Raw genomic sequence first — 26,549 nt, forward strand, 5'->3', positions numbered from 1 at the left:
GCGGCCTCGTCGGTCCCTGGCGGTTATCCCAGCTGGATCGCGCGCTCTTGTGCGTTCGAGCGGTAGACGCCGTCGATGACCCGCTGGACCTCCAGGGCCTGCTCGACCGTGTTTCGCCCGGGCGGGGTTCCGGTCCGAACCGCGTCGAAGAAGCTCCGCTGTTCGGCCTTGTGGGGGTCCTCGTGGCGCGTCTCGATCTGGGAGTCCGAGAAGTGGTCGGTACCCTGCCGGCCCGTCTCGTAGAGCGTGAGCGAGTCGTCGGCCTTGTCGAAGCACGCGCCCGCGTCGGTGCCCCGGATCACGAACTCCTCGTTCGGCGCGCGGTTGGCGGCCCACGCCACTTCGAGCGAGACCGTCTTGCCGTCCGCACACCGCAGGAACGCGCTCACCGAGTCGTCGACCGAGAACTCCCCCGACTGGGTGTCCTCGCCCCACATCTCCAGATAGGCGTAGTCCTCGCGGGAGCCGAACTGCGACCGGATGGTGCCGGTGACTTCGGTCACGGTCGGGAAGTCGTGGAAGTGTAGCGCCAGATCGATGGCGTGGACGCCGATGTCGATGAGCGCGCCCCCGCCCGCGATGTCGTCGTTCGTGAACCACGATCCCCGGCCGGGGATCCCCCGCCGGCGGACGATGTTGGCCTCGACGTGACGGGTCTCGCCGAACCGTCCCGACTCCTGGTACCCTTTGATGACCTCGATCGGATTCCGAAACCGGTTGTGGAACCCGACCATGCAGAAGCCCTCGGCGTTGCGGGCCGCCTCCGCGATGCGTTCGGCGCTCTCGAGCGAGTGAGCGAGGGGCTTTTCCAGCAGGACGTCGAGGCCCGCCCGGAGCGCGGCCACCGCGTACTCCTCGTGGAACTTGTTCGGGGTCGTGACCACGACCGCGTCGACATCCGACTCGTAGAGGACCTCGTAGCTCTCGAACGACTCGACGCCGTACTTCTCGGCGAAGCGAGCCCGGGCCTCCGGGTTGATGTCGACGCCGCCCGCGATGTCGACGCCCGACAGTTCGACGACGCGGTCTGCGTGGTAGTGACCGATGTTCCCCAACCCGACGAACCCCACCCGGACCAACTCACTCGATCCAGTCATAACTAGTCGTAGCCAACCGTGAGTTGTTGTTAGGTGTTTCCCTTCGCCCGTTCGTCAGGCCGCGGTCACGTCGCGACCCCCGATAGGTCGCGACCCGACGCCGGACGACGCGTTTCCCGACCATCTAGTACAACTGCCGTTCGGTCTCTTCGCGTTCGGCCTCGGCCTCCGCGTCGGCCCGCGCCCGCTTTCGCGAGTCACGCCACTGCTTGGCCGCCGGAACGAACTTGTTCTTCACGTCGAGCGCGAACGAGACGATGCCGTACGCCCAGAAGAAAAACAGGACGGTGCCCCCGACCAGATAGAACCACCCGAAAGTCGTCACCATCAGTCGTCGCCCTCCGCTTCGGTGCCGGTCCGACCGGGCTCGACCGTCGCGAACTCGAGGCCGTGGCTGAGCGCCTCGCCGGACTCGGTGTCGAACAGGTGGATGCGCTCGCGGTCGAGCACCACTTCGACATCGGTGTCGGCCGCCACGTCCGAAGCCGGGTCGACGCTCATCAGGAGCTGGTTCTGGGGCGCCTCGGCCTCGGCGTCGATCTCCATCTGTGCGTCGCCGTCGCCCGTCAGGAGGTAGACGAAGATCTCGTCGCCCATCGGCTCCAGCACGTCGGTCCGAGCCGGGATCGGCTGGGTCGGGTTGGCGACGGTCTCGCGGTCCTCGCGGAGGTAGACGTCCTCGGGGCGGACGCCGAGCGTCACCGCGTCGCCCTCGGCGATCTCCGAGAGCTGTGTCGGGTCGAACTCCACGTCGAAGTCCCGCGTGAGGAGTCCGCTCGCGGTGACTTCGGCCTCGACGAAGTTCATCGAGGGCGACCCGATAAAGCCCGCGACGAACAGGTTCGCCGGCTCGTTGTAGCAGGTCAGCGGCGGCGCGATCTGCTGGAGGTGGCCGCCGTCGATGACCGCGATCCGATCGGACATCGTCATCGCCTCGGCCTGATCGTGGGTGACGTAGATGATGGTCGTGTCCAGTTCCTTGTGGAGCCGCTGGAGTTCGGTCCGCATGTGGACACGGAGCTTCGCGTCGAGGTTCGCCAGCGGCTCGTCCATCAGGAACACCTCGGGCTCGCGCACGATCGCTCGCGCGATCGCGACCCGCTGGCGCTGGCCGCCAGACATCTCGTCGGGCATCCGCTCTAGCATCCCTTCCAACTGGACGATGTCGGCGGCGCGCTCGACCCGGCGGTCGATCTCCTCTTTGGGGTAGTCCCTGAGCCGGAGCCCGAAGCTGACGTTGTCGTAGACGTCCATGTGCGGGAACAGCGCGATGTTCTGGAACACCATCGCGATCCCCCTGTCTTTGGGCGGCAGGTTCGTGACCTCCCGGCCCGCGATGGTGATGGTCCCGCTGGTCGGGGTGGTCAGTCCGGCGATCGTCTCCAGCGTGGTCGACTTCCCACACCCCGAGGGGCCGACGAAGGTGACGAACTCGCCGTCCTGGATGTCGAGGTTCATCTCTTCGACCGCGGTGACGTCGCCGTAGCGTTTCGTGACGTTGCTGAGTGTGACTCGTCCCATGGTTACTCTTTGAGTGCGCCTTGCGTGAGGCCGCTGACGATCTTCTCCTGTGCGACCACGACGAGGACCGCCACGGGGAGCACGCCGACGATGCTCGCGGCGGCCATCAGGTTGTACAGTTGCGTGTACTGGCCTTGGAAGCCGAGGATGCCCTTCAGGAGGGGCGCCCAGTGGTTCTCGTTCGAGAGGTAGAGGAGCTTGCCGCTCTCGTACAGCATCTCGGGGATCTGGCCGTCGTTCATCAGAAACGAGAAGAAAAACTCGTTGTACACCATGATGAACGTCAGCACGCCGGCGGTCGCGACCCCGGGCGCCGACAGCGGGACGATCACCCGGAAGAGCGCCCCGAGCCGGGTCGTCCCCTCGATGCGGGCGGCGTCCTCCAGACCGTCGGGAATCTGGCCGTAGAACGTCGTGAGGATGAAGATCGACAGCGGCATGAACAGCGCGCTGAACGGGAGCACCATCGCCCACGGCGTGTTGAACAGGTTCGGGCTCGAGATCGACGCGCCGAACAGCCCGATCGTGACGTTGCCGTTGAACAGTCGGAACAGCGGCAACAGGAACGCCGCCGGCGGGAAGTACGAGATCGCGAGCACCGCCAGCATGAGCGGCCCCCGGCCCGGGAACTGGAGTCGGCCGAACACGTAGCCCGCGAGGCTCGCGATCACCAGCACGAACACGGTCGTCATCGCCGCGAGGATGAAGCTGTTGAGCATGTAGATGTGGAACGGCAGGATCTCGAAGATCCGGACGAACGCCTCGGGGTTGAACCCGTTCGGGAACAGCCCGACGTTCGCGAGCCGGTTGAACGGCGTCAGCGCCAGCACCAACAGCCAGTAAAACGGGAACAGCGTCGTGAACAGGAAGACGATCATGGCGGTGTAGAACATCGCCCGGTAGGCCCGCTCTGGGTTCCTGATGACTCGGCGAACCCACCGCTCGAACGGGCCGCGGTCGACGTCGTCGTCGACCGGCGTCTCGGTCGCCATCTCAGATCCCCTCCTGTCCGCTCGTCGCGTAGTTGTAGATGTAGACCAGCACCAGCGCCCCGATGATCGCCGCGGTCAGGAACGCGACGGCCGCGGCCGTGCCGTACATCCGGTTGCTGAACGTCGTCACGACCAGACACGACAGCGACGGCACCACGTTACAGCCCGAGACCGTCTCGATGACGCCGAAGATGCGCATCGCGGCGATGGTCCGAAACAGCATCGCGACCATCACCGTCGGGAACACGAGCGGTAGCGTGATGTACTTGAACTGTTGCCACTTCGAGGCTCCCGAGACGCGGGCCACGTCGTAGAGGCTCCGGTCGATGCTCTGGAGGCCCGCGAGGATGAGCAACGCCATGAACGCCGAGGTCTTCCAGACGTCGGCGACGATGATGATGACCATCGAGTCGACCGGGTTGGCCAGCGGCGTCTCCGAGAACGAGAAAAACGGGAGTTGCTGGACGAGGTCGACCCCGAAGCCGATGCCGGGCTGGAACATGAGGTAGAAGATCATCCCCTGAATCACGATCGGAACCGCCCACGGGATGATGATGGCGACCCGGACCCACCGACGGCCCCGGAAGTCCTGATCGAGCACGAGCGCCTGCCCGAACCCGATCACCGTCTCGAACGCCACGCTGACGACGCTGAAGATCAGCGTCGCGGAGATGGCGCTGACGAACAGGTTGTCGAAGTGGACGAACGGGAACGTCGCGTCGACGGCGACGTCGGGCAACAGCGGCCGGACCAGCAAGGCGTCGCGCTCGCCGGTCAGCAGTTCGACGAAGTTGTTCAGACCGACGTACTCGCCGAGTTGCGCCCGGCCGACGAGCGCGTCGGCGTGCAACGCCATGTCGAACGTGCGAACGAGCGGCCAGAACGCAATGAGTCCGAGGATGAGAAACGTCGGGACCAAAAGCAGGTAGGCGAACTGCGTCTCGCTCAGGTTCTCCATCCACCGGACCGTCGCGGCGTAGGGGCCGCCCCTGTCGCCGCCCCGAAGCGTCTCGCCGGATTCTGCGCCCATCAGCGGTCCCTCCGATTCATGCGTCGTCACCGACTGTCATGTGAACTCTCGAACGAGGTGATCAGACGCTCTGTTCGATCTGCTCGACGGTCGCGGCCAGTTGGTCGAGCGCGGGCGCCGGTTCGGACTCCTGAGCGAGAACGCTGTTGACCGTCTGGGCGATCTGCTCGGACTCCTGGGGCCAGACCGCGGTGGCGGGCCGCGGGATCGCGTTCTCGACCGACACCTTGATCGTGTCGATGTACCGGCCCAGCACGGGCACGTTCCGGACCGTCTCGGAGTCGTACACCGCCGGTTTCGGCGGCAACCATCCCACCGCCTCGAACTGCGCGGCCTGATAGCTGTCGGTGGACATCGCCTCGATGACCGCGACGACCGCGTCTTTCTTCTGGGAGTTCGGATTCACGGTGAGGTTCCAGCCGCCGAGCGCCGCGGCCGCCCCGCCGGTGCCCTCGTATTCGGCCTCGTCGGGCGACACCCCGTAGGGGATCGGCATCGTGCCCAGATCCTCGCCGAATCCCTCGTCTTCGCTGCCGTTGATGTTGATGGCGTAGGGCCAGTTGCGGTGCATCACGGCGTTGCCGTTGGTGAACGGCTGGCGCGAGGGCTCTTCGGACCACTGCAGGACGGCCTCCGGCGCGATATCTCCGGCGAACCCGTCGAGCGCGACCGGGTCGTCCGAGCCGTTGATGAACGTCCGGACCATCCGGAGCGACCGAACGACCTGATCCTGATTGATCGTGATCGGCCGGTCGCCGATCGGCCCGAACAGGTTGTCGAGGTCCCCGAAGTACGCCCCGCCATACGAGCTCATCCACTCGTTGAAGTTACAGCAGGCAAGCCCCTCGTAGGCCTTCCCCTGGAAGGTGAATCCGTAGTCGATGTCGTCGTTCTGGTCGAGCACGTCGCTGGTGACCTGCGAGAACTCTTCCCACGACAGCGGCTCGGTCTGCCAGCCGCTGGTGTCGTAGCCGGCGTCCTCGACCAGATCCTTGCGGTAGTTCATCGTCGGGACGCCGAGGAACATCGGAACTCCGTACAGATCGCCCTCCGGCCCCGTCACGCTGTCGACCGCTCGGGCCTGATAGTCGGAGTTGACGGTCTCTTGGAGATCCGACGGGAGGAGATCGCTCATGTTCTGGACCTGCTTGCGTGCGATGAACGGCTGGGTCCAGCCGCTGTCCATCATCAGCAGGTCCGGCTCGTTTCGGCCGGCCGAGAGCCACTGCTGGTACTGGTTCTGTCGCCTGCCGGTCTCCCACGCGCCGGCGATGATGTCCAGTTCGATGTTCTCTGACAGGCCGGCGTCGTACAGCGCCTGCTGGAGCGTTTCGCTGTTGTCGTTCGCCAGACTGTCGGAGGCGAACTGGACCACGGTGGTGTCGTCCTGGGCGCGGGCGTACCCCGAGAACGCCGCGACCGCCCCGGTCGCGCCGGTGGCCTGGATGAATCGCCGCCGGGTAACCCCCCTGTCGGTCCGCTCGCCCCGCGTTGTGTGTCTGTGAGACATTCCCTCATACTTCAACAATAGAACGGAACTTATAACTAACGAGCGAACCGACGCGCGCCACGGCCGTCCCCCGCCGCGAACGGGGCCGCGACCGGCTCAGGTCCACGGGCCCGGGGCCGAGACGCCGAGTCGTCTCGGTTGGGCTGTCACTGCGAGTCCGCCGACTTGTCCAGTACCCTCCGGGTCCACGGGCCGATGGGGTCGTCGGTCCGGTCCATCCACTCGCCCAGTTCCGACCGTAACTCCCGGTACACCTCGCGGTAGTCGGGATGGTCGACGAGGTTCCGAAGCTCGTGGGGGTCCTCGGCGAGGTCGTACAGCTCGTCGGTGTCGAAGGCATTGTACACCAGCTTGTAGTCGCCCGCCCGGACCATTCGCTGGCTGTACAGGCCAAACTCCTCGCCGTGGTACTCGGCGACCAAGCGCTCGCGCCAGTCGTCCGGGGCGTCCCCGGTGAGTAGCGGAACGAGGCTCCGGCCGTCGACGCTCGACGGTGAGTCCACGCCGGCGAGGGCGCAAAACGTCGGCATCAGATCGTGCAGGCCGACGAACTCCTCGACCGTCCGGCCCGCGTCGGCGGCGTCCGGCCACCGGACCACGAGCGGAATGTGGTACACCTCCTCGTACATCAGCGGGCCCTTGTTGAACTGCCGGTGGCTCCCGGTGAAGTCTCCGTGGTCGGCGCTGTGGACGACGACGGTGTCCTCGTCGAGCCCCAGCCGATCCATCGCGTCGAGGACGCGGCCGATCTGCTCGTCGATGAACGTCACGAACCCGAAGTAGTGGCTGATCGCCCGCGCCCACGTCTCCCAGTCGAACCCCTCGACGCCGCGGTAGGCGAGGTGTTGCTCGTGGACGTACGGCTTTCCGTCGAACGTCTCGGCGTAGTTTCCCCATCGGGGTATCTCGTCGGGGTCGTACATCGAGGCGTACGGCTCGGGGACGACGTACGGATGGTGGGGCCCCGGGAAGTCCGTCCGGTGGAAGAACGGCTCGTCGCCCGACGCCGCCGACTCCAGTCGGTCGACGGTGACTTCGGCGAGATAGTAGGTCAGGGTGGCCTCCTTCGGGACCGGCGTCGTCGCGGACACGAGGAGGTCCTCGCCGGCGTACTCGGCGTAGATCTCGTCTTCGAGTTCGATCCCGTCGGGGTCGACGCCGTGCGCGCGCTGGTGGGCCGCGAACCCGCCGTCGGCTTCGGTCGTGTCCTCGCGCGCGAGCGTCTCGAACCCGAAGTCCTCCGGGCGCTGGTCGCGACCGACGTGCCACTTCCCGGCGTAGCTGTTCGCGTAGCCGGCGTCAGCGAGCAGTTCGCCGAACGTGACGTGGTCCTCGGGGAGGTTGGGCCGGATCGCGTCGGGCTCGTGGCAGTTGTTGAGCATCCCGTGATTGTGCGGGTAGAGCCCGGTCAACAGCGACGCGCGCGCGCTCGAACAGATGCCGATCGGCGTGTACGCGTCCTCGAACCGGACGCCCTCGCGTGCGAGGCGATCCATCGCGGGCGTGTCGACGGCGGGCCCGTCGGGGGCCGAGACGTCGTAGCGCTCCTGGTCGGTCAGCAACAGCAGGATATCGCGACGGTCGGTCACCCCCTACACCTCCGGCGGGTCCGTCCCGACGAGTCGGCCGCTATCGTGGGATCGACTGGCATGACGGGGCTACGCCGTCACACCGGATAAGCGACGTGGGAGTCTGGACGGCCCCGCGGGGCGTCCCCTTGGGTCCGCCGAGACTCCCGGACGGTCAGCGCTCGGGCGGGCCGTCCCGACCGATCATGATTTCGTGAGCCTCTATGTCCTCGATCGCGGCGACCTGTCCGCCGACGGTGACCTCGCCGGCGTCGGTCTCGACGGTCATGCCGGCGACGCGCTCGCCGCCCTCGAACGAGAAGCCCACGACCTCTCCTTCGATCACGCGCGTCGATCCGGTCTCGATGTCCCGACCCTCGATGGTGGCGTAGAAGTCCCCCCCGAGCGCCTGCAACTCTTTGACACACCGACGGATGGAGGCGTAGCGCCGGGGGAACGGGCGGTCCTCGCCGTCGGCCGCGAGCGTGCGCTCGGCGGTGGTCCAGAGCACGGTGCCGAAAAAGCCCGAGACCAGAAAGCCCAGCGCCGACCGATTGAAGATGACGCCGTACCGGTCCTCGTCGTCGCGCAGGGCGTCCTGCGTGGCGTAGATCGAGTACTCGCCGTCCGCGACCGCCACGACCGGCGTGGTGATCCCCCGGCGCGCGCGGGCGGTCGTCGCCACGTCGAGGTACTCGTACTCGTCGGGGTCGGGCGCCTCGGAGGCCGGCGTGACCAGCAGTTCGACGCTGACCCCCGAGTCGACGGCGTCGGCGAGTCGGTCCTCGAAGCGCGCCAGGAGGTCCGGCGTCAGCGAGAGCGCGAGCTCGAACTCGGCCGCCTCGATCACGTCTTCGAAGTACCGGAGGATCGTCGACCGGGACTTCACCAGCGACACCGCCTCGGTGTCGCGGGCCGGCGCGGTGTAGCGGGCTTCGAGCTCAGAGACCATCTCCGAGAGCGACGACTGGACGCCCGAAAACGCCTCGTCGGGGTCGACCGCGATGACTTTCATCGGGCGCGACTCCCGGAGTTCGACGAGTCCGCGGTCGCTGAGGCTCCGGACCGTGTCGTACACCCGCGGCTGTGGGATGTCGGTCCAGTCGGCGATCTGGCTCGCCGTGAGATCGCCGTGTTCGAGGACGGTGAGGTAGGCGTCGATCTCGTACTCCCCGAGGTCGAACCGCTCGCCCACCCGTTCGATCGTCGCGTGGAGGTCGTCGGAGGTCATAGGTGGGCGGTCACACCCGAGCGGTAAATGGTTTACCCACTTTCGAGTAGCACCGGCTTTCGAAACCGGGTTGCATTAGCGTCCGGACCCGGTAGGTCGCCGACGCGTTTCGGGGCGAGTCACCGTCACATGTACATCCGATCGTCCGGAACCTCGGCCTGAGTCTGCTCGGCGAGCCGCTTCGAAAGCTCCTCGTAGTACTCGCGGATCTCCCCGGCGAACGCTTCGAGGGGCCCGGTGTCGAGTTCGAGACCGTAGACCGACGAAACCGCATCGAGGAGTCGGATCGCGGCCTCGACGTCTGGCGCCTGCGAGTGGACCGGCGTGAGGTACACCCCGGTCCTGAGTGACGATTCGAGCCCCCGGGCGACGAGTTCGGCGTTCACCCCGTCGAGGAACCCCTGAGCCATCGGCGTGACGTCGGCGTCCCCGAGCCGGTGGTCGCGGTAGTCGTCGGTCGCGACGTAGAACACCTCGTGTTCCTCAGGAGCGTGCGGGATCGTCATCCCCTGGAGGATCGCGATCTCCTCGACCCGGTTGGTCCGTGTCCACTCGAGGACCGCCTCACTGAGCGACTCGGCGGCCCACGCCGGGACGAACAGTTCGCCGACGAGCACCGTCAGGTCGCGGTCGGCGTGCGAGAACAGCCGGGTGTGGTGGCGCGGCCGGCCGTTCTCGAAGGGCGTGATCGCGGGAAGCCGGTCGGCGGTGACGTTGCCGACCGGCTCGAACTCGAAGTGGTCGACGAGGTAGTCGACCGCGGTCAGCCCCGCGAGACCGAACTGAGAGAACCCCGCGATCAGCGTCTCGTCGGCGGTTTCGGCGTTGACTTCGAACGAGGCCGCCCGCGGTGGGGCCGATGGATCGGTTGCCATACCGACGTGTACGGAGACCGGTCGGTTAGTTCTTTGTAGGCTACGGGTCGGGACCGACGTCGGGCCGCGGCCGCCGTTCGGGCGGATGACTTTATGAGTGACGCCCGCGAATCCGTAGCCGATGAGCATCCGGCGGTTGGTTCGGGGAACCATCGAGTGGGAGCGACTCGAGACCGTCTTCGCGGAGGTGGCTCGGCGGTACGACCAGCCGACGGTCCGCGTCGAGTTTCTCGACGCCGACAACTGGCTCTCGACGCCCGCGGTCGTCGACGACCGGTGGTTCGTGAAGATCGTGACCGAACAGAACTCGCTGGTCCACGCGCTTTTCACCGGCGCGCGCAACCTCGGGGTGTTCTCGTCGGGCACCGAAGGGTTCTTCGAGCACTTCGACGACCCGATGGAGATGGCCGACCACGAACTAGACGCCACCCGGCGAATGCGCGAGATCGGGGTGAACGTCCCCGCGCCGGTCGAGACGTTCGAGGTCGACGGGATGGGCGTCCTCGTGATGGAGTACCTCCCGGAGTTCCGGCCGCTCGACGAGATGAATCCGGATGCTGTCCGGCGGTTCGCCCCCGAGGTGTTCGGGGCGCTGGCGGCGATGCACGATCATCGGCTCGCCCACGGCGACCTCCGGGGCGAGAACGTGTTGGTCCGCGACGAGGAAGTGTACTTCATCGACGCGACCAACGTCCGCGAGAACGGGCTCGCGGAGGCCCGCTCGTACGATCTCGCGTGCGCGCTCGCGGCGCTCGAACCCCTGATCGGCGCGAGCCCCGCGGTCGCGGCGGCGACCGACCACTACTCGTCCGACGAACTGCTCGCGGCTCGGGAGTTTCTCGACTTCGTGAACATCCGCCCCGACCACGACTTCGACGCGGTCGAGGTCAAAGCCGAAATCGAGAAGCTCGCGGAGGCCAACAGCGCCGGCTGAGGCCGGGTCGAGCCACGCGACGGGGGGTTCCGGATCGTTCGGCCGGAATAGGGAGTCTTTTTTATCATGGCGGTTCCACGTTCGACCAGAGATGAGCCAACAAGCCAGCGAGCAGACGTACGAGCACTATATCGGCGGCGAGTGGACGACCGGCGACGGCGACGAGACGTTCGAGAGCGTGAACCCGGCGAACAAGGAGACGCTCGGGGAGTTCCACCGCGGGACGCCCACCGACGTCGACGCCGCGCTCGCCGAGGCCGCCGAGGCCGAAGACGAGTGGGCGTCGCTGTCGTACATCGACCGAGCCGAGTACCTCTGGGACATCTACCACGAGCTCCGCGAGCGCACCGACGAGCTCGGCGAAGTCATCACCAAAGAGTGCGGCAAGGAGATCTCCGAGGGGAAAGCCGACGTTGTCGAGGCCGCCCACATGGTCGAGTGGGCCGCGGGCAACGCCCGCCACCCCCACGGCGACGTGGTCCCGTCCGAGATTCCGAGCAAGGACGCCTACATGCGCCGGAGCCCTCGCGGCGTCGTCGGCTGTATCACCCCGTGGAACTTCCCGGTCGCCATCCCGTTCTGGCACATGGCGCTCGCGCTCGTAGAGGGCAACACGGTCGTCTGGAAGCCGGCCGAGCAGACCCCGTGGTGCGGTCAGATCATCGCCGAGATGTTCGAGGACGTCGGCATCCCCGACGGCGTCTTCAACATGGTTCAGGGCTTTGGCGACGCCGGTAACGCCATCGTCGAGGACGAGCGCGTCGACACCGTCCTGTTCACCGGCAGCAGCGAGGTCGGACACAAGATCGCGGGCAAGGTCGGCGGCGAACCCGGCAAGCTCGCGGCCTGCGAGATGGGCGGCAAGAACGGCATCGTCGTCACCGAGGAGGCCGACCTCGACGTCGCGGTCCACTCGGCGATCATGTCCTCGTTCAAGACGACCGGCCAGCGGTGTGTCTCCAGCGAGCGGCTCATCGTCCACGAGGACGTCTACGACGAGTTCAAAGAGCGCTACGTCGATCTCGCCGAGGACGTGTCGGTCGGCGACCCCCTCGACGAGGACACCTTCATGGGGCCGATGGTCAACGAAGATCAGGTCGAGAAGTTCGGCAAGTACAACGACCTCGCCCGCGAGGAGGGCGCGAACGTGCTCGTCGACCGGGAGGAACTCGACGACAGCGAGATCCCCGACGGCCACGAGGACGGCTACTGGGTCGGTCCGTTCGTCTACGAGATCGACTACGACGAGGACCCCCGGTGCATTCAGGAGGAGGTCTTCGGTCCCCACGTCGCGCTCATCGAGTACTCGGGCGACATGGACCGCGCGATGGAGATCCACAACGACACCCCCTACGGGCTGGCCGGGGCCGTCATCTCCGAGGACTACCGCCAGATCAACCAGTTCCGCGACGAGGCGGAGCTCGGACTGGCGTACGCGAACCTGCCGTGTATCGGTGCGGAGGTCCAGCTCCCGTTCGGCGGCGTCAAGAAGTCGGGCAACGGCTATCCGAGCGCCCGCGAGGCCATCGAGGCCGTCACCGAGCGCACCGCCTGGACGCTGAACAACAGCAAGGACATCGAGATGGCACAGGGCCTCTCGGCGGACATCAAGACCTCCGGCGACGACTGATCCCGAGCGACGATCGCGCGCATTTTTCGGCCGACCGAACGCGAACGCCTCCGACGGTTTTCGAGAAGCGAGTGGACCCTGCGAGCGGTTCGGTCGCCGTCTCGCTCGTGAGCCGGTGGGACGGCCGCGAGCCGACCGACGGCGGCCTCAGGCGGGGAACCAATCGGTGGTGTAGCCCGCGGCTTCGAGATGCCACCGCTGGATCGGACCGTCGGCGCCAACGCCCACCTCGACGACCGCGTCGAACAGCGGTTCGAACGTCCGCACGACCTCGGCGTCCCGCGGGGCCGGGAGGACGTAGTGGCCGATCCCCGAGACCCGATCGACCGACCGGATCACCGACCGGAGGAACGACGCGACGTCCGCCGAGTCGTGGGACCGAGCGAGCGAGCCGAGCGAATCCAGACAGAAGCGGAGTTCGGCGGGGTCGAGCTCCGACTGGCGCTCGAACGACTCGATCGCGTCGTCGATCCTCGTCGCAAGGTCGTCGAGGCCCCCGTCCGCCTCCGAGACGCGAACGCCGGTGTCGGGGTCGACCGCCGTCGCCGAGCGAGCGCTGGCCCGGGAGTCGATGACGTGTGCGTCCGCTCCGGTGGTCTCGACCGACCGCAGGCGCGCGCAGGCGGTCTCGACGGTCGTCCCGTGGAGCGCGATCAGCCGCGTCCGATCGAGGTCGGGGGCCCCGAGAAGCGGCGCGCTCACGGCGCCGATCACGTCGTCGGGGACCGACCCGACGACCAGCACGTTCCCGCCCGTGCGCTTGAGCCGCGACAGCGTCGGCCGGAGCTCGATCGTCCGATCGGCGAACACGGTCACGTCGTACTTCCGGAACGGAAACCAGACCGCACCGACCTCCCGGCGGCGGTCGTTCGCTCTCGGCCGAAACAGGGTGTCGATCGCGTCGGTTCCGAGGAGGTCCGCGAATCGGTCTGTCACGGCGGCCGGTTCGAGTCCGGTCGTGCTCGCGACGGCTCTCAGGAGGCCCTTGGACAGCCGTTCGTCGTCGTCGGCTCGGTGGACGACGACCGAGTCCCCGACGGTGGGCTCGGGGCGGAGCCGCTCGCGGCGGGCGTCGCGCGCGACCGGGCTCGAAACGCCGATCCGACCCGCTCGGGTCACGGAGACGAGCCGGTCGTGAAACGGGAACGCGACCGTGACGTGGCCGGCGTGGTCGGACCCGTCGGTCGCGGACGCGACGAACTCGTTTAGCGCGTCCGGACTGACCTGCTCGTACAGCGGGGGTAACTCGAGCGAGTCAGCGTCGGCCGCCGCCGCGACGGTCTCGATGACTGTTGTGGTGACCGGGCGGTCGCTCCGGGGGTCGTGACACGTCCTGCGAGCCGCGTCGACGAGGGGAGCGGGGTCAGGCGGGGACCTCTCGTTCATTCTGGTTGGCTGTACTCGGGACTACAGCGGTGAATATCCATCGTTCGTTTGTTCGCGACGATCGGTCCGACGCGGGGCGGCTGTCCGGTTCCGGTGATTTATGATCGTCCGTCACGTCCCGACCAGTAATGGCTGACAACGGTCGCGGCCGCGACGAGGACACATTCGATCCGGAAACGCCGCTCGACCTCGCCGAACGGTTGGCGTCCGACGAGACGCGCTCGCGGCTCGACGCGACGCTGAACGCGCTGGCCCACCGGCGCCGTCGCGACGCGCTCTACTGTTTGGCCGAGCGCGATCCGGAGACGGTGTCGGGGCTCGCGAGGGAGCTGGCGGCCCGCCAGATGGGCGTGTCAGTCGACGAGGTGTCGAGCGAGGGCGCCGATCGCATCGAGACCGACCTGTACCACGTCCACCTCCCGAAACTCTCTGAGGCGGGCATCGTCGAGTACGACGACCGGACCGGCGCGATCAGCTACTCCTGGCCACCGGAAACGGTCGAGACGCTTCTGGACGTCTGTCGGACGATAGAACTGGACGACTGAGCGGACGTTCGCCGGCGCATCGCTCCGGACCGCCCCGTCTCCTCACCGGTCTCACTCGGACTGTAGAATCTTCCGGCCCTCGACCGCCATCACGAACGAGACGCTGAGCATCATGAACGCCACCGTGAGCAGGCCGTAGAGGTCCTCGGTCGCGAGGTGGGTCGCCGGCGTCGTCCCCAGCCAGTGGCCCGCGATCACCGCGCTGCCGACGACCGCGGTGAGGAAGAAATACCGGCTCCACCGGCGGGTGTCTCGGGGCCGGGCCGGCTCGGTCACGTCGAGGAACCGCCGGAGGTACGCGGCGTCGCCGGTCAGTTCGACAACGCGGTCGTCGGCGTCGTAGCGCGCCAGCCCGTGGTCGTCGAGCCGCGGGACGTGGGTCTGGTAGAGCGAGGAGTACACCTGCTTGCGCTGGCGTCCAGAGACCGCCTCGACGGTCGTGTCGTTTTCCCACGCGGCGATCCGGGCGCTGAGGTCGGTGATCGAGATGCGCGACTCGTCCAGCAGGTGGCGGAGCGTCCGCCGACGACGCGCGTTTCCGAGCAGGTCGAACATCGCGTCCCGCGAGGGTCGGGCCGTGCTCCGGTCGCCGTCGACGGTCCCGGAGTCGGTTCCACTTACCGCCCCAGACATCTGTCTATTGTCGTATATTTGTACAGAGAGTAATTAACGTTCGGGTTTCGACGGCCGACCGACTCAGTTCCCGGTCACTTCTTCGGCGAGCTCGTGAGCTTCGAGTCGGACGTAGCCGGCGTCACAGTTCTCGCCGCCGACCACCCGGTAGCCCTCGTCGAGCGGGAGAGCGCCGGCCGAAACCGGCGTGAAAAGCCTCGTCTCCGTGACGCTCCCGATCCCTCCGGTGAGCGCGTCCGGGAACTCCACGTCGCCTTCGAGCATCCGGCGTATCCGTTCGAGAGCATCGTCCCCGCCGAACAGTTGGAGCGAGTCGGTGGCGTCGACCACGACGCCGTCCCACACGTACGCCCCTTCGTCGAAGTTGTCCACGTCTCGCTCCTCGGTCCGTTCGAAACACCCCGCGAACGGGACCGACTCACGCTCGCGCCGGGAAGCCGTCACGAACAGGAACTTGTTGACGTAACTGGTCCCCGGCACCGAGTCTTCCGGGACGACGAAGTCGTAGGTCTGGATGCCCGACTCCTCGGGCGTCGACTCGTCTTGGGAGCCGAATCCGAGGCCGAGACCGACGCCCACCGACCCCGCGGCGCTCCGTTTCACGAACGTCCGGCGATCGAGCGATACCCCCCGCGTCCGTTCCGGATCAGATCCCCCCATTACGGGCCTGTCGTACAGCGACGACGAGGATAGGCGTTTTCGTACGCTGAGTGAGCTGTCAGCGCCGCCGATCGTGCCACGCCGGGAACTCCTCGCGGACCCGACCCACCCGGTCGAGGTCGACGTCCGTCACCACGAGGTCGGGCTCGTCGCCCGTGCTCGCGAGCGCGGTCCCCCACGGGTCGAACACCGTCGACCGTCCGAGCAACGTGGCGTCGTCGTCCGACCCCGAGCCGTTGACGGCCGCGACGAACAGTTGGTTCTCGACCGCGCGGGCCCGCGGGAGGAGCTTCCAGTGTTCGACCCGGGGGGTACGGCCACGCGCTCGGCACCACGATCAGGTCGGCGCCGCGCTCGGCGAGTTCGCGGTACAGCTCCGGAAACCGCAGATCGTAGCACGTAGTCATCCCGACGGTCGCGCCGTCGAGGCTCGCGACGCCGAGGGACTCGCCCGGGACCAGCAGTTCGGCCTCGGCGGACTCGTAGCCAAAGAGGTGGTGCTTGCGGTACACCGTCCGCCGGATCCCGTCCCGATCGAACAGCACCGAGGTGTTGGCCAGCCCCTCGTCGGCCGGCGTCTGGACGCCCTCCGTCTCGGCGAGGTCCTCGACGATGCTCCCGGCCAGCACCGCGACGTCGCGGTCGGCGGCGGCGTCGGCGATCGCCGAGAGGGTCGGCCCGTCGAGGGGTTCGGCGGCCCGGGCGTAGGCGTCGAACGCGAAGTAGCCGACGTTGAAGATCTCGGGCAACGCCACGAGATCAGCGCCCCGGTCGGCGGCCGCGCCGACGGCGTCGAGCGCCCGCCGTCGGTTGCGCTCGACCGCGCCCGACTCGACGTCGAGCTGGGCCAGCGCCAGCCTCACGCGGTCGCCTCCTCGCTGAGGGCGTCTTCGAGGTTGTCGAGTTCGTCGTCGAGGTTCTTCTTGAAGTAACCCTCGATGCCGGGGACCCTGCCCTCGACGACGAACTGGTTCACGAGCCGGCTCCCGGTCTCGGTCTCCTGTATCTCGTGTTCGCCGGTCACTCGGAGCGCCGAGGACTTGCCGACGAACTTGACGTGGGTCGGCGGGTCGCGTTCGACGTCCTCGGTCTCGACCTCCACGGTCGCGTCCAGAAAGGGAATCGGGACCGAGATGTGCCAGATCGAGGAGTGTTCGCCCGTCCGCTCGTAATCTTTGACGACGCTGATGACGCTTGCCCGTCGCTCCGGGTCGGAGATGAATTCCCACACGTCTTCCGGCGGTACGTCGAGCTCGAACGTCCGCTCCACCCGGACTGTCATATCGGGCCTTGGGGCCACGCCGCCAAAAAGCCGCCGGACTAACTCGGCGTTACCTTCCACGTCGTCGAGCGCGCACGCCCCCACTTCTCGATGTCGACCTCCTCGGTCTTCTCGGCGAGCCGCGGGAGTCGAACACCGACCTGTTTGGACGACAGACCAAGCTGCTCGGCGATGTTCTTCGCGCGGAAGTATCGCTCTCCGCGCGAGACGCTCTCGCTGAGGTACGCGATAATGCGCCGTTCCTCGTCGGTGTAGTCAGTCATCCTCACCGCCCTATAGGGCGCTCGCACCCTTAACGATTTCCCGCCCGGCGAGAAACGTGCCCGACCCGGTTACCGCCAGAAGAGGTGGACGGCCGCGACCGCGAGTACGCCGCCGATCATCGCACCCGCGAACCCCCACGCGGCGAGTTGGCTCCCCGGCGTGAGGAGCATCGCCCCGGCGGCGACGACGGCCAACAGCGTGAACAGCGTGGCGAGTCCGATACCTTTGTCGGTCGAAACCGTCTCGTGTTCGGCCATGCCGAGTGCTTTCGCCGGCCCCAACTTAGTTCATTCTACTCGCCGCCCAGACCTCGCGTCGCCGGCCTCGCCCGCGACGGCGTAGCCCCAACCCACCGTTACTCGACGGTATGCCCGGAGTACTCCGAGCCCCGCCCGTCGAAGTCTGCGCTCGCCACCACACGGGCTTGCGAGCCGTCGAACCCCGCGAGGACGGACGCGTCGGCGTAACCTTTGCGCTCGCCGGTAGAACTTTAATGCCCGAGGTAAGAGATACGAGTACATGACCCGGAGTGTTCAGGCTCCTGATCGAGTTCTTCTCGGTCGATGAGAACGACGTAACGGTACGACGAGACGGTGAATCGATAGTTCTGGCGGTCGACGGTGACGACTACGAACTGAGTAGAGACGAGGCCGCGGACCTGCAGGAGGCGGTCGGGTCCGCGCTGACCGAGCGCCGGGAGTTCTTCCGGACCGCGGGCGTCCACCGCGAGGACGGCACCTACGAGGTGTCCCGGCGGGGCGCCGACTCGGCGGGCAACTCCAAGGTGTTCGAGAGCTTCGGCGCGTTGCGCCGGATGTTCGACCGGCTCCCCGCGGAGTTCACCGCCGACCACGTCGGCCGGACCGGGATCACGGGCTCGCGGCGCCACATGCTGGTGCGTCACTTCGCCGAGCACCCCGCGTTCGACTGCGGGATCACCCGACGGAACCCGCTGACCGCAGAGAAGACCACCGAGGCGGCGGCGAGCGAGGACGGCGAGCTCGCGAGCGCGGACTGACCGACCGCGGCCCGACGACGGGCCGGACTTACTCTTCGAGGGAGTGAATCTGGTCGACCAGCGTCTTGAGCTTGTGGACCGTCTTGTCCTCGAACGCGTTCGGATCGAGGTGGAAGTGAGTGACGGCGTTCACCTCGGCGAGCCGCCCGGTGAACATGTGCAGGAACTTGTAGGTCGACTGGACGTCGTTGTACTCGAGCAACGGCGTGAGCGAGTCGAACCCCACGGTGAGCGGCCGGTCGTCCGACAGCCCCTCTTTGACGATGTCTCGCAGTCGCATCGCGAGCCCCGTCAGATCGTTGGGATGGGCGGTCACGACCGTCACGTTCTCCTCGACCGGCGACTCGTCGTTGAGCCCCCGACTGCTCTGGGTCGCGACGACGTAGAGGTTCGCCGGAAGGGTCCCGACGTGCTCTCGCCACTCGGCGACGATGTCCTCGGCCGACTTCGTGTACGAGACCTGAATCACGTTGATCTCGGAGGGGTCGACCGAAGGCGCCGTCAGCAGACGGTAGCACAACCGCACGCGCTCGGGGTTCATCCGATCGCTCAGAACGAGGTGATTCGTCCCCGGACCGACCGCCCCGTCGGAGGCGTCGGCCATCAGCGGCCACCCCCGTCGGCGGGACGGGGCGGCGACTGAACGGTCATGTACGGCTCGTCGTCGGTGTACTCGACGAGCCGCGTCGAGCCCATGTAGCCGCTCGGGGACTTTTCGAGCTTGACGTACTGGAGCCCGGTGGCGTCGATCCAGGTCCGCAGGACCTGCCACGCGCCGTTCTTGTAGAACATCGACAGCTCCTCGCCGACCGTCTTCGGATTGAAGAAGTACACCGAGGTGTCGCCGGGTCGGTAGAAGTTCTCCTCCTCCCAGAAGCGGACTCGACGGAGCTCGTCCTCGTCGAGGACCGGGAGCTGTGCCTCGATGTTGACGAGGCTCAACACCGGCCGGTCGGCCGACCGATCCTGGACCGTCCGGAAGACGCTCTCGGTGGTCTCGTCGTCGTGGGCGACCGGCTTGAACACGTTGCGTCTGGTGTTCTCCCAGATGTTAGTGTAGTCGAGCAGAAAGAGCCGGTCGTCGTTCAGCAGGTCGTCCATGTCCCCGACCCGTTCGTCGATGATCGACCGGAGCCGCTTGGGGGGGAGTTCGACCGGCGGGACGATCAGGATCGACATGTCCGCCTCGATCGCCCGGGCGATCAGGTTCGTCAGCACGGAGTGAGGGCTGGCCTGACCGTCGTGTTGCAACAGGAGACTCCCCCCGAGCGCGACGCCCCCGCCCATGAGCGCGTCGAGGCCCTCGATCCCCGTCTCGAAGTACTCGTCGGGCCGGAACTCGCCGGGGTGGGTCCGCATCCGCGGGTAGGTCCGGAGCCCCGCGTCGTCGAAGCCCAGTTCGAAGACCCGCGTGTCGTGATCGACCCCGCGCATCTTCATCACCTCCACGAACCGGTGGTAGTCGCCCTCGACGTTCTCGCGCCACAGTCGGATCACGCCGTGGGTGTTAAACTGGATCGCGTCGGACGCCGCGACCGACTGGGTGCCCTCGACCGAGCCGGTGGCCTCGCTCTGCTCTGCGGTCAGCATGGCGGTCGCGCCGAACTCGTCGTTGAACAGCCTGACGAGGTCGAACACCGCCCGGCGGTAGGTGTCGTAGTCCTCGCCCATCGCCGACAGCCCCGAGACGCTGTCGAGCACCACGCGGTCGACCGGTCCGTACGACGAGAGCTCTTCGACGATGTACTGGGGTTCGAACGGCGCCGCGTAGTTGTCGTCGAGCGTTGGCCCGCCGTCGAGCGTCTGGAGGGTCAACACCTCCTCGTCGTCTTCGAGCGTCTCGCCCGACCGGGCGTGGAGCGACGTGAGCGTGAGGTCGGGGTGGTCGAGATCGAACGCGAACGACTCGAACGACGCCCGCACCTCCTCGTCGGTCTGTTCGGTGCTGACGAACAGGCAGCGCTCGCCCGCCTCGAGGCCGGCCTGCAGGAACTGCATTCCCAGCGTCGATTTGCCCGTGCCCGGGCCGCCGGTGACCAGCACGGTCCGCCCCTCGGGAAGCCCGCCGTTCAGCGCTCTGTCTAACACGGTACTGCCCGTCGCGTCTGTCATTGACCAACGGTCGAACCAAGCGCGTAAAAATCTGCGGGAACGCAGAGAGCCGCGATCGGTGTCGGCGATCGCCCACCGGACCGGACGGCGGCTCAGTTGATCGTCGTGTGCTCGCTCTCCTCGTTCAGCGCGAGGTTCGCGGCGATCTCGGCGTTCCGAACGGCGTACTGGGCGGTCTGTTGGAGGCTGACCAGCACCTCCCGGACCGCCAGCAGCGAGTCGTTGTCCATCTCGGGCAGATCCGAGAGGATGTCGGACTCCCGGTCGCCGATCTCGTGGAACAGCGCGCCGACCTCACGGGTCTTGTCGTAGTCGCGCTCGACCGCGGCTTCGACCGCGAGCGCGGTGATCTCGTCGACCTGATCGGTGAACTCCCGGATGCGCCGCATCGTCTGGCCGTCGACGTCGAGGGTGTGACTGTCGGATTCGAGGACGATCTCCGCGATGTCCTCGGCGTTGTCCGCGGTGAGTTCGAGGTTCTTCGCGATCGAGCGATAGCCGATGAGCGGGAAGCCGGTGTCGAGGTCGACCGCCCGAGCCAACACCGGGTTCTGGTAGGCGGTGAAGATCAGCCGGAGCAACAGCACGAAGATCTTGTTCGCCTGACGCTCGCGGTTGAGCGCCCGCTGGGCCAGATCAGGGTTGCCGTGGGCGAGCGCCTTGACCGCCTCTCCGCGCATCGTCGAGCCCGTGTTCTCGAGGCGTTCGAGCAGGTTGTCGAGGTTGAAGTCCTCGGGGTCGACCGAACACCGGATGGCGATGCTGTCGGGAGTCTCTTCGACCACGCCCAGTCCCATGAGCTGGGTCTCGGCCTTGTACACCGCGTTGATGTGTGCACTCTCGAGGGTGTCCTCGCTCTCGACGTGGATCACCCGCCGTCCGAGTACGTACTGGGCGACGATGGCGCGCTCGACCGCGTCCGCGTCGAGGTTCTCCGCGTGAATGACCGCTTCGGACTCTTCGGTGTGGGCCGACTCCGGCAGGACCGTCAGGGTCCCCTTGCCGCCCATCCGGAGCGACACCTCGTCGCCTTTCTCCACGCTGTTCTCCGAGGCCCACTCCGCCGGGAGCGTCATCGCCAGCGTCGAGGGGCCGAGCCGTTGGACCTTCCGCGTCTCCATACGCCCCTAGTCAGAGAGCGAGCACCTTAAGCTTCCCTAGATGCCACTTATTGCCCCTTCGACGCTACTCCACCTTCATCATCCGGCGCTCGAACCGGCCGACCCGGACCTTCCGCCATCCACGGAGCGACTCGTCGACCGCCTCGTCGCCCGTATCGACTCGGAGGACGCCGATGTCGTCGAGCTTGCGCTTCGAGGCGACGACTTCGACGGTCGAGCGCCCGAGCACGTCCGGCGAGATCTGATCGTTGCCCCGGCCGAAGACGAACCCCTGCCCGCCGATCGGCGAGACCACGACCACGTTGCGCTCGCCGAGATGTGAGAGGATCTCGTCGGCGCTGGCGTCCCGGACGAGCACCTCGCCGTCCCGCCACACGTCGACGCCGAGCGGCGAGCCCTCGAAGCCGAGCGCCTCCTTGATCGCGCCGACCGTCCCGCCCGGCCCGAGGACGTAGGTCGCTCGCTCGCTCGCACCGTCGCCGGCCTGCCGTTCTGACTCGGCGCGGGCGTCGTCGGCGACCCCCTCGGCGAGGCTCTCGACCGTGCCGCCGCCGACCTGCTTGCTCGACTGGAGGTCCTCGGCGACCGGCACCGTCGCGAGCGCCTTCAGTTCGGCCCGGACCTCGCCCTCGCGGTAGGCCGACTCGTCGATGTCGTTCACCTCACGTCGCTCGGTCCGGTCGAAGTCGGCGGCGACCCGGCCCGCGGCCTCGGGCGTGACCGCGAACACCGCCGAGTACACTTTCACGCCGGCCGGGACGCCGAGCATCGGGACGTCGGCGTCGAGGTCCACGAGGGTCTGGGCCACGTCGACCGCGGTGCCGTCCCCGCCGACGAAGAGGACGAGGTCGACGCCGGCTTCGGCGAACGCCCGGACGGCGTCGCGGGTGTCGCCGGCGCTCGTCTCCGTGCTCGCGGGGTCGCCGACGATCTCGGGATCGAACCCCGCCGCCTCGGCCGCCCGCTCGCCCATCTCCCCGCCGTAGGTCACGATCTCGGCGTCGGGCGCCCGTTCGCCGAGCGCCGCCAGCGCCGCCCGCGCCCGGTCGGGAGCGCGCGGGTCGGCGCCGCGTTCGCGGGCCTCCTCGACCTTGCCGTCGGTGCCCTTCAGCCCTACGCGGCCGCCCATCCCCGCGATCGGATTGACGACTACGCCGATACGTCGCATGGGCGTGGCTACGGCCGTCGGTCGCAAAAGCCGTCCGGTCCCAGAAAAATGAGCGACGTCGGGGTCAGTACGACTGGCCGCCCTGGAACGACTGGGGCTGTGGCGTCTGGGTCTGCTGGCCCTGGGACTGGTGGCTCTCTGTCAGCTCCTGGAACCCCTGCTGGCCGGCCGCCTCCTGCGGACCGCCGATGGATTTCAGGAGCTTCTCGGTCGAGTCGATCGCGAAGTTGACCGCCTGAAACGTCTCCTGAACGTGCGGGGACTGCTGGTGTTGTTGGAGGATCGGCATCCCCTGGCGGGCGATTCGCAGGAAGGTCTCTGCGACCTCCGGGCCGTTGATCGAGTCGCGGGCGATCAGTTTCTCGTTTAGCTCAGCCAGCTCGGAGAGGTCATCACACAGCCGGGCGCACTCGGCCATCTGCGGTCCGCTCTCGATGCACTTGTCGGCGCACCACGACGCGATCTCGACGACGCGGTCGAACGATTCGAGCGCCTCGTTGAGCTCCGGGGTGATCTCGGCCTCGAACTGCTGGCCGACCTGCTGGTGTGTCGTCCGGTGTGCGCCGCCCATCTGTCCGCCGGTCTGGCCCTGCATCCTCTGGGACTGGCCCGTCGGCTGTTGGCTCGTCTGGCCCATCGATTGGTGGCCCATCTGTCCTGTCGACTGCTGGTGGCCGGACTGCTGGGTCGGTTGGGCGCCGTACGTCTGCTGGCCGCTGGTCGGTGATTGCTGATACTCTTGTGTCATTGGTCTACTCCCGCCCTTAGGCGGCTCTTACGGCCGCTTCGTCGGGCGACCCGAGCTTCACCCGACTTATAAATAAACGGCTCAGACCGTTGGCGTCAGTTCAGCCCGGAAAGGGGGCATTTCGGCCGCGTCCGATTCCGAAAATCGGCTTCGGGCGTCGACGTGTGAACGACGGTACGTCCCCGTTACGGCGGTAAGTGTCGATTCAAGCGTCCGTTTCGGACCGACCGAACGGCCCGTAGTCTCCCCGTCGCCGGACGCCGCGGTTGGCAAGGGTTAAGAGCGCGGGACCGGTAGCGTCGGACATGTTCACACTCGCAGGATCGGTTCCCGCCAACGCGTCGGGGATCGTCGCCTCGGTCGTCGGAATCGCCATCACGGTCGCGTGGCTCGCGTACCTCTATCGCTGAGGCGTCTCGACTCGCTCGCGGAGCCACGCCGCCGCGGCGTCGAGTTCGGCCTCGTCGGTGCTCTGGAGTTTGACCCGAACGTGGTCGCCGGGGTAGCTCCCCACGGTCACGTCGAAGCGGTCCCGTAGCGTCGCAAGGCGTTCGACCAGCGCGCTCTCGGGTTCGTCGGCCTCCACGACCGCGACGTGGCGATAGGCCCCGGCGAATTCGTCTTCGATCCGCTCGAACATCGCCTCCATCTCGTCGGGGACGCCCGGCAGGACGTAGACGTTCTCGACCGCACACCCCGGCGCGACCCCTGCCTCGTTGGGAAGCAGTCGCGATCCGGCCGGGAGGTGGGTCGTCCCCTCCACGAGGTCCGCACGCGAGTAGTCGGTGTTGTCGGCGATCCACTCGACCGCGTCGGGATGTTCCTCGACCGAGACGCCGACGGCGGCCGCGACCGCCTCCATCGTCATGTCGTCGTGGGTCGGCCCGAGACCGCCCGTGACGATCACGGCGTCGTACGCCGCCCGGAGTTCGTTGACTTCGCGTGCGATTTCGCCGACGCTGTCGGGAACCACGACCACGCGCTCGACGCTCGCGCCCCGGTCGGCCAGTCGCCGACCGAGCCACGCGGCGTTCGTGTTCACGGTGTCGCCCGCCAGCAGTTCGTCGCCGACGGTGACGAGAGCTACCTCCATAGCGAGACGTAGTGACCCGACGACCAAAAAGAGGCGGTTACCCCATCCCCGGCGGCGGCCCCTGATCGAACTCGTCGTCGTCGGTGTCGACGTTCAGCCCCATATCCTCTCGCTGGCGTTCGAGCTCCCGGATCTGGAGCCGGAAGTACGCGAGCCCGACGAGCGCGACCAGCACGGCCCCGCCGACGACCGCGGTGAAGATGGTGAGGTCGCGCGCGAGGTAGTACCGGACCGACACGGTGTCGGCGGTCACGTCGTTCCAGACGAGGTGGACCCGGCCATCGGACGTCTCGGTGTGGCTCTCGGTGGTGTAATCGCCCGGTCTGACGTTGCTCAGCAAGAAGTGGCCGACCCGCATCCCCTTCGGCAGGACGACCTCGTAGGACCCCTCGGCGGTGACCGGCATCGTGAACGTCTTGCCGCGCCGAGAGACGGTGTACGCCAGCTTCCCGGTGTCGCTCGGCGTCCGGATAACCGTCGCGGAGTCGCGACGCTCGACGTCGAGGCGCTCGGCGGTCACGACCGTCCCGTTGGGGTACCGAAACTGGACCGCGGCGACCTCCACCGGCGCCTCGCCGCCGAGCGCCTCGTACTGGTAGGCGGTCACCTCCGAGCCGTTCGAGAGGTCGTAGATCGCCTGATACTCGTCGCCGGTGACGTTGACGGTCACGTCGGTCGACGTGTCCCAGTCGTAGTCGGCCTCCTGCGAGAGCTGATCGTCGCTGAACTCCCCGGACCCGAACAGGCCGGTACAGCCGGCCGTGAGCGCGAGGGCCGCCACGGTGACGAAGCCGAGCAGGAGGCGCCGATTCATGGGATCAGACAGCGGATCTCCGCCGGCAGGTAGTCGCCGATGGCCGCGAGCAGGCCCGGCGGGTCGGTCTCGTCCTTGCAGACGATGCTCTGTTCGAGGAGCCCGAGGCGTTCGACGGTCACGATGTCTCTGGCGTGGCCCGCGCGGTTGACCGTCGCCCGAACCTCGCCGCGGGTCGCGCTGTTGACGTTGACCCGGCCCGATCCCCGGGTCCACTCGTAGAGGCGGTCGCGCTCGGCGTCGGCGAGCCGGCTGGGCTCGCCCGCCGCCTCGTCTCCGCCAGCGGAGCCGTCCGACGACGTGTTCGCACCGCCGTACACGAACTTCAGGGCCATGTGCTGGACCAGCCCGAACCGCTCGACGATCTGGATCGGCGTCCCCTGTCCGAGTTCGAGCTCGCTCGCGGGGATCCGCACGTCCTGGCCCGCGTCGAGGACGAACCCGTCTTCGTCCCACGATTCGAGCGTCCCGACGTACGTCTCGCCCGGTTCGAGGTCGGGCGTGATCTCGCCCCACTCCTCGCGGAGGAGGTTGCGCGCGACCACCGCGTCTTCGCCCTCGACGGTCACGACCGCGAAGTCGTCGTGGCGGACCCCGACGGTGTAGTCGGCGTCGAGGTCGCCGACGGCGTTGTCGACGAGCGACCGCAGTCCGTCGAGCGCGCGTTCGCGGGCGTCGCCCCGGACGTACAACTTGGTCGCGAGGACGACCATTATGCCTCGGCCTCTTCGAGGTGTTCGACGTTGAGCTCCTCGCGGAGCCGGTCGATCCGCTCGTTCATCGAGTCGATCAGCCGGGAGTTCTCCATCGACTCCAGCGGCGAGCCACACTCGGGACACTCGAAGCCAAAGTCCATCGCCTCGCCGAACTCGAACCGGATCGAACAGACCTCACACAGGTAGAACTCGTGTTGGCGCTCGTACTCCTGGCGGTGTTCGAGCGCATCGAGGAGTCGGTGCATCTCCTCTTCGAGGTTGCCCGGGATGTTGTCGTACTCGAACGTCCAGAGGTACGTCAGCCACCCGGAGTCCTCGTCGCGGAGTCGGCGGTACGTCGCGAGGTCGTTCTCGTAGAGGATGAACAGCGCGCGCCGAACGTCGTTGAGCTCCAGATCGAGCTCCTCGGCGAGCTCCTCGTCGGTCACTTCGCCGTCCGGCGGCGCGGCGGCGACCGGCATCCCCTTCGGCCCGACCAGTTCGTGAAGATATTTCTGGATTACCGGGTCCTCCAGCAGGTCCTCAAAAGCCATTATGGTATACCCGGGCGTTCAGCCGTTTAAAACCATCGGGAGCCGACCATTCGGCGCGGTCTCGGCGC

28 protein-coding genes and 1 pseudogene are annotated in these 26,549 nt (G+C 67.3%); 4 read left to right on the forward strand and 25 right to left on the reverse strand.

Annotated elements, in window-relative coordinates:
* Window positions 1-23: 23 nt before the first annotated feature.
* From EPL04_RS06515 to EPL04_RS06555, 9 genes are all read right to left on the reverse strand, one after another.
* The gene (locus tag EPL04_RS06515; RefSeq protein ID WP_134670526.1) at window positions 24-1,097 is read right to left on the reverse strand and encodes a Gfo/Idh/MocA family protein; all 1,074 of its coding nucleotides are present in this window, start codon (window positions 1,095-1,097) and stop codon (window positions 24-26) included.
* 124 nt (window positions 1,098-1,221) lie between these two features.
* Window positions 1,222-1,425, reverse strand: coding sequence for a hypothetical protein (locus EPL04_RS06520; RefSeq protein ID WP_134670527.1), 204 nt, complete (start codon window positions 1,423-1,425; stop codon window positions 1,222-1,224).
* Window positions 1,425-2,618 carry an ABC transporter ATP-binding protein gene (locus EPL04_RS06525; RefSeq protein ID WP_134670528.1) on the reverse strand — a complete coding sequence of 398 codons (1,194 nt, stop codon included), beginning with the start codon at window positions 2,616-2,618 and terminating at the stop codon, window positions 1,425-1,427. Before EPL04_RS06525 ends, EPL04_RS06520 begins: the two co-directional genes overlap by 1 nt.
* Before the next feature lie 2 nt (window positions 2,619-2,620).
* The gene (locus EPL04_RS06530; RefSeq protein ID WP_134670529.1) at window positions 2,621-3,610 is read right to left on the reverse strand and encodes a carbohydrate ABC transporter permease; all 990 of its coding nucleotides are present in this window, start codon (window positions 3,608-3,610) and stop codon (window positions 2,621-2,623) included.
* A gap of 1 nt (window position 3,611) precedes the next feature.
* The gene (locus tag EPL04_RS06535) at window positions 3,612-4,640 is read right to left on the reverse strand and encodes a carbohydrate ABC transporter permease (protein ID WP_134670530.1); all 1,029 of its coding nucleotides are present in this window, start codon (window positions 4,638-4,640) and stop codon (window positions 3,612-3,614) included.
* Window positions 4,641-4,701: 61 nt separating this feature from the next.
* The gene (locus EPL04_RS06540; RefSeq protein WP_134670531.1) at window positions 4,702-6,150 is read right to left on the reverse strand and encodes an extracellular solute-binding protein; all 1,449 of its coding nucleotides are present in this window, start codon (window positions 6,148-6,150) and stop codon (window positions 4,702-4,704) included.
* A gap of 146 nt (window positions 6,151-6,296) precedes the next feature.
* Window positions 6,297-7,739 (reverse strand): sulfatase-like hydrolase/transferase, encoded by a 1,443-nt coding sequence (locus tag EPL04_RS06545; protein ID WP_134670532.1) that lies wholly within the window; start codon window positions 7,737-7,739, stop codon window positions 6,297-6,299.
* Window positions 7,740-7,893: 154 nt separating this feature from the next.
* Window positions 7,894-8,949 (reverse strand): HTH-type sugar sensing transcriptional regulator TrmB, encoded by a 1,056-nt coding sequence (gene trmB / locus EPL04_RS06550; protein ID WP_134670533.1) that lies wholly within the window; start codon window positions 8,947-8,949, stop codon window positions 7,894-7,896.
* 125 nt (window positions 8,950-9,074) lie between these two features.
* Window positions 9,075-9,824: a proteasome assembly chaperone family protein gene (locus tag EPL04_RS06555; RefSeq protein ID WP_134670534.1), complete on the reverse strand. Its 750-nt coding sequence runs from the start codon at window positions 9,822-9,824 to the stop codon at window positions 9,075-9,077.
* A 121-nt stretch (window positions 9,825-9,945) separates the two neighbouring features.
* Here EPL04_RS06555 and EPL04_RS06560 point away from each other — a divergent pair, with 121 nt between their 5' ends.
* Together EPL04_RS06560 and EPL04_RS06565 are read left to right on the forward strand one after the other, a co-directional pair.
* The gene (locus EPL04_RS06560) at window positions 9,946-10,758 is read left to right on the forward strand and encodes an RIO1 family regulatory kinase/ATPase domain-containing protein (protein WP_134670535.1); all 813 of its coding nucleotides are present in this window, start codon (window positions 9,946-9,948) and stop codon (window positions 10,756-10,758) included.
* Between the two features lie 91 nt (window positions 10,759-10,849).
* Window positions 10,850-12,388 carry an aldehyde dehydrogenase family protein gene (locus tag EPL04_RS06565; protein WP_134670536.1) on the forward strand — a complete coding sequence of 513 codons (1,539 nt, stop codon included), beginning with the start codon at window positions 10,850-10,852 and terminating at the stop codon, window positions 12,386-12,388.
* 147 nt (window positions 12,389-12,535) lie between these two features.
* Here EPL04_RS06565 and EPL04_RS06570 read toward each other — a convergent pair whose 3' ends face one another.
* The gene (locus EPL04_RS06570) at window positions 12,536-13,774 is read right to left on the reverse strand and encodes a DUF7504 family protein (protein WP_134670537.1); all 1,239 of its coding nucleotides are present in this window, start codon (window positions 13,772-13,774) and stop codon (window positions 12,536-12,538) included.
* Window positions 13,775-13,902: 128 nt separating this feature from the next.
* Here EPL04_RS06570 and EPL04_RS06575 point away from each other — a divergent pair, with 128 nt between their 5' ends.
* Window positions 13,903-14,319 (forward strand): DUF7344 domain-containing protein, encoded by a 417-nt coding sequence (locus tag EPL04_RS06575; protein ID WP_134670538.1) that lies wholly within the window; start codon window positions 13,903-13,905, stop codon window positions 14,317-14,319.
* A 51-nt stretch (window positions 14,320-14,370) separates the two neighbouring features.
* Here EPL04_RS06575 and EPL04_RS06580 read toward each other — a convergent pair whose 3' ends face one another.
* From EPL04_RS06580 to EPL04_RS06605, 6 genes and pseudogenes are all read right to left on the reverse strand, one after another.
* Window positions 14,371-14,952, reverse strand: a complete 582-nt coding sequence (locus EPL04_RS06580) for a DUF7344 domain-containing protein (RefSeq protein ID WP_134670539.1) — start codon at window positions 14,950-14,952, stop codon at window positions 14,371-14,373.
* 63 nt (window positions 14,953-15,015) lie between these two features.
* Window positions 15,016-15,612: a twin-arginine translocation signal domain-containing protein gene (locus tag EPL04_RS06585; RefSeq protein WP_134670540.1), complete on the reverse strand. Its 597-nt coding sequence runs from the start codon at window positions 15,610-15,612 to the stop codon at window positions 15,016-15,018.
* A 58-nt stretch (window positions 15,613-15,670) separates the two neighbouring features.
* Window positions 15,671-16,475, reverse strand: a pseudogene (locus tag EPL04_RS06590) (carbon-nitrogen family hydrolase).
* Window positions 16,472-16,894: a CoxG family protein gene (locus EPL04_RS06595; RefSeq protein WP_134670541.1), complete on the reverse strand. Its 423-nt coding sequence runs from the start codon at window positions 16,892-16,894 to the stop codon at window positions 16,472-16,474. Before EPL04_RS06595 ends, EPL04_RS06590 begins: the two are co-directional and overlap by 4 nt.
* Window positions 16,895-16,932: 38 nt before the next feature.
* A complete protein-coding gene (locus tag EPL04_RS06600; protein WP_134670542.1) occupies window positions 16,933-17,157 on the reverse strand; it encodes a DUF7123 family protein in 225 nt (74 codons plus the stop codon).
* 69 nt (window positions 17,158-17,226) lie between these two features.
* Window positions 17,227-17,415, reverse strand: a complete 189-nt coding sequence (locus tag EPL04_RS06605; RefSeq protein ID WP_134670543.1) for a DUF7525 family protein — start codon at window positions 17,413-17,415, stop codon at window positions 17,227-17,229.
* 377 nt (window positions 17,416-17,792) lie between these two features.
* On the opposite strand from EPL04_RS06605, the gene EPL04_RS06610 reads away from it, so the two are divergent.
* A complete protein-coding gene (locus tag EPL04_RS06610; protein ID WP_134670680.1) occupies window positions 17,793-18,176 on the forward strand; it encodes a DUF7528 family protein in 384 nt (127 codons plus the stop codon).
* A 28-nt stretch (window positions 18,177-18,204) separates the two neighbouring features.
* Here EPL04_RS06610 and EPL04_RS06615 read toward each other — a convergent pair whose 3' ends face one another.
* The 9 genes from EPL04_RS06615 to tfe all read right to left on the reverse strand — a co-directional run bounded on the left by EPL04_RS06615 (window position 18,205) and on the right by tfe (window position 26,481).
* Window positions 18,205-18,780, reverse strand: coding sequence for a DUF7504 family protein (locus tag EPL04_RS06615; RefSeq protein WP_134670544.1), 576 nt, complete (start codon window positions 18,778-18,780; stop codon window positions 18,205-18,207).
* Window positions 18,780-20,288, reverse strand: coding sequence for an ATPase domain-containing protein (locus EPL04_RS06620; RefSeq protein WP_134670545.1), 1,509 nt, complete (start codon window positions 20,286-20,288; stop codon window positions 18,780-18,782). The genes EPL04_RS06615 and EPL04_RS06620 overlap by 1 nt, the downstream gene beginning before the upstream one ends.
* Before the next feature lie 92 nt (window positions 20,289-20,380).
* Window positions 20,381-21,409: a phosphate uptake regulator PhoU gene (locus EPL04_RS06625; RefSeq protein WP_134670546.1), complete on the reverse strand. Its 1,029-nt coding sequence runs from the start codon at window positions 21,407-21,409 to the stop codon at window positions 20,381-20,383.
* A gap of 64 nt (window positions 21,410-21,473) precedes the next feature.
* Entirely contained in the window at window positions 21,474-22,577 is a 1,104-nt protein-coding gene (locus tag EPL04_RS06630) for an ATP-NAD kinase family protein (RefSeq protein ID WP_134670547.1), read from the reverse strand.
* 64 nt (window positions 22,578-22,641) lie between these two features.
* Entirely contained in the window at window positions 22,642-23,325 is a 684-nt protein-coding gene (locus tag EPL04_RS06635) for a hypothetical protein (protein ID WP_134670548.1), read from the reverse strand.
* Window positions 23,326-23,725: 400 nt separating this feature from the next.
* Window positions 23,726-24,418 carry a competence/damage-inducible protein A gene (locus tag EPL04_RS06640; RefSeq protein ID WP_134670549.1) on the reverse strand — a complete coding sequence of 231 codons (693 nt, stop codon included), beginning with the start codon at window positions 24,416-24,418 and terminating at the stop codon, window positions 23,726-23,728.
* A 37-nt stretch (window positions 24,419-24,455) separates the two neighbouring features.
* A complete protein-coding gene (locus EPL04_RS06645) occupies window positions 24,456-25,232 on the reverse strand; it encodes a DUF5803 family protein (protein ID WP_134670550.1) in 777 nt (258 codons plus the stop codon).
* Window positions 25,229-25,945, reverse strand: a complete 717-nt coding sequence (locus EPL04_RS06650; RefSeq protein WP_134670551.1) for a DUF2110 family protein — start codon at window positions 25,943-25,945, stop codon at window positions 25,229-25,231. The genes EPL04_RS06645 and EPL04_RS06650 overlap by 4 nt, the downstream gene beginning before the upstream one ends.
* Window positions 25,945-26,481: a transcription factor E gene (gene tfe / locus EPL04_RS06655; protein WP_134670552.1), complete on the reverse strand. Its 537-nt coding sequence runs from the start codon at window positions 26,479-26,481 to the stop codon at window positions 25,945-25,947. The genes EPL04_RS06650 and tfe overlap by 1 nt, the downstream gene beginning before the upstream one ends.
* Window positions 26,482-26,549 lie beyond the last annotated feature (68 nt).

Source organism: Halorussus marinus, assembly GCF_004521895.1.
GTDB classification, from domain to species: Archaea; Halobacteriota; Halobacteria; order Halobacteriales; family Haladaptataceae; genus Halorussus; species Halorussus marinus.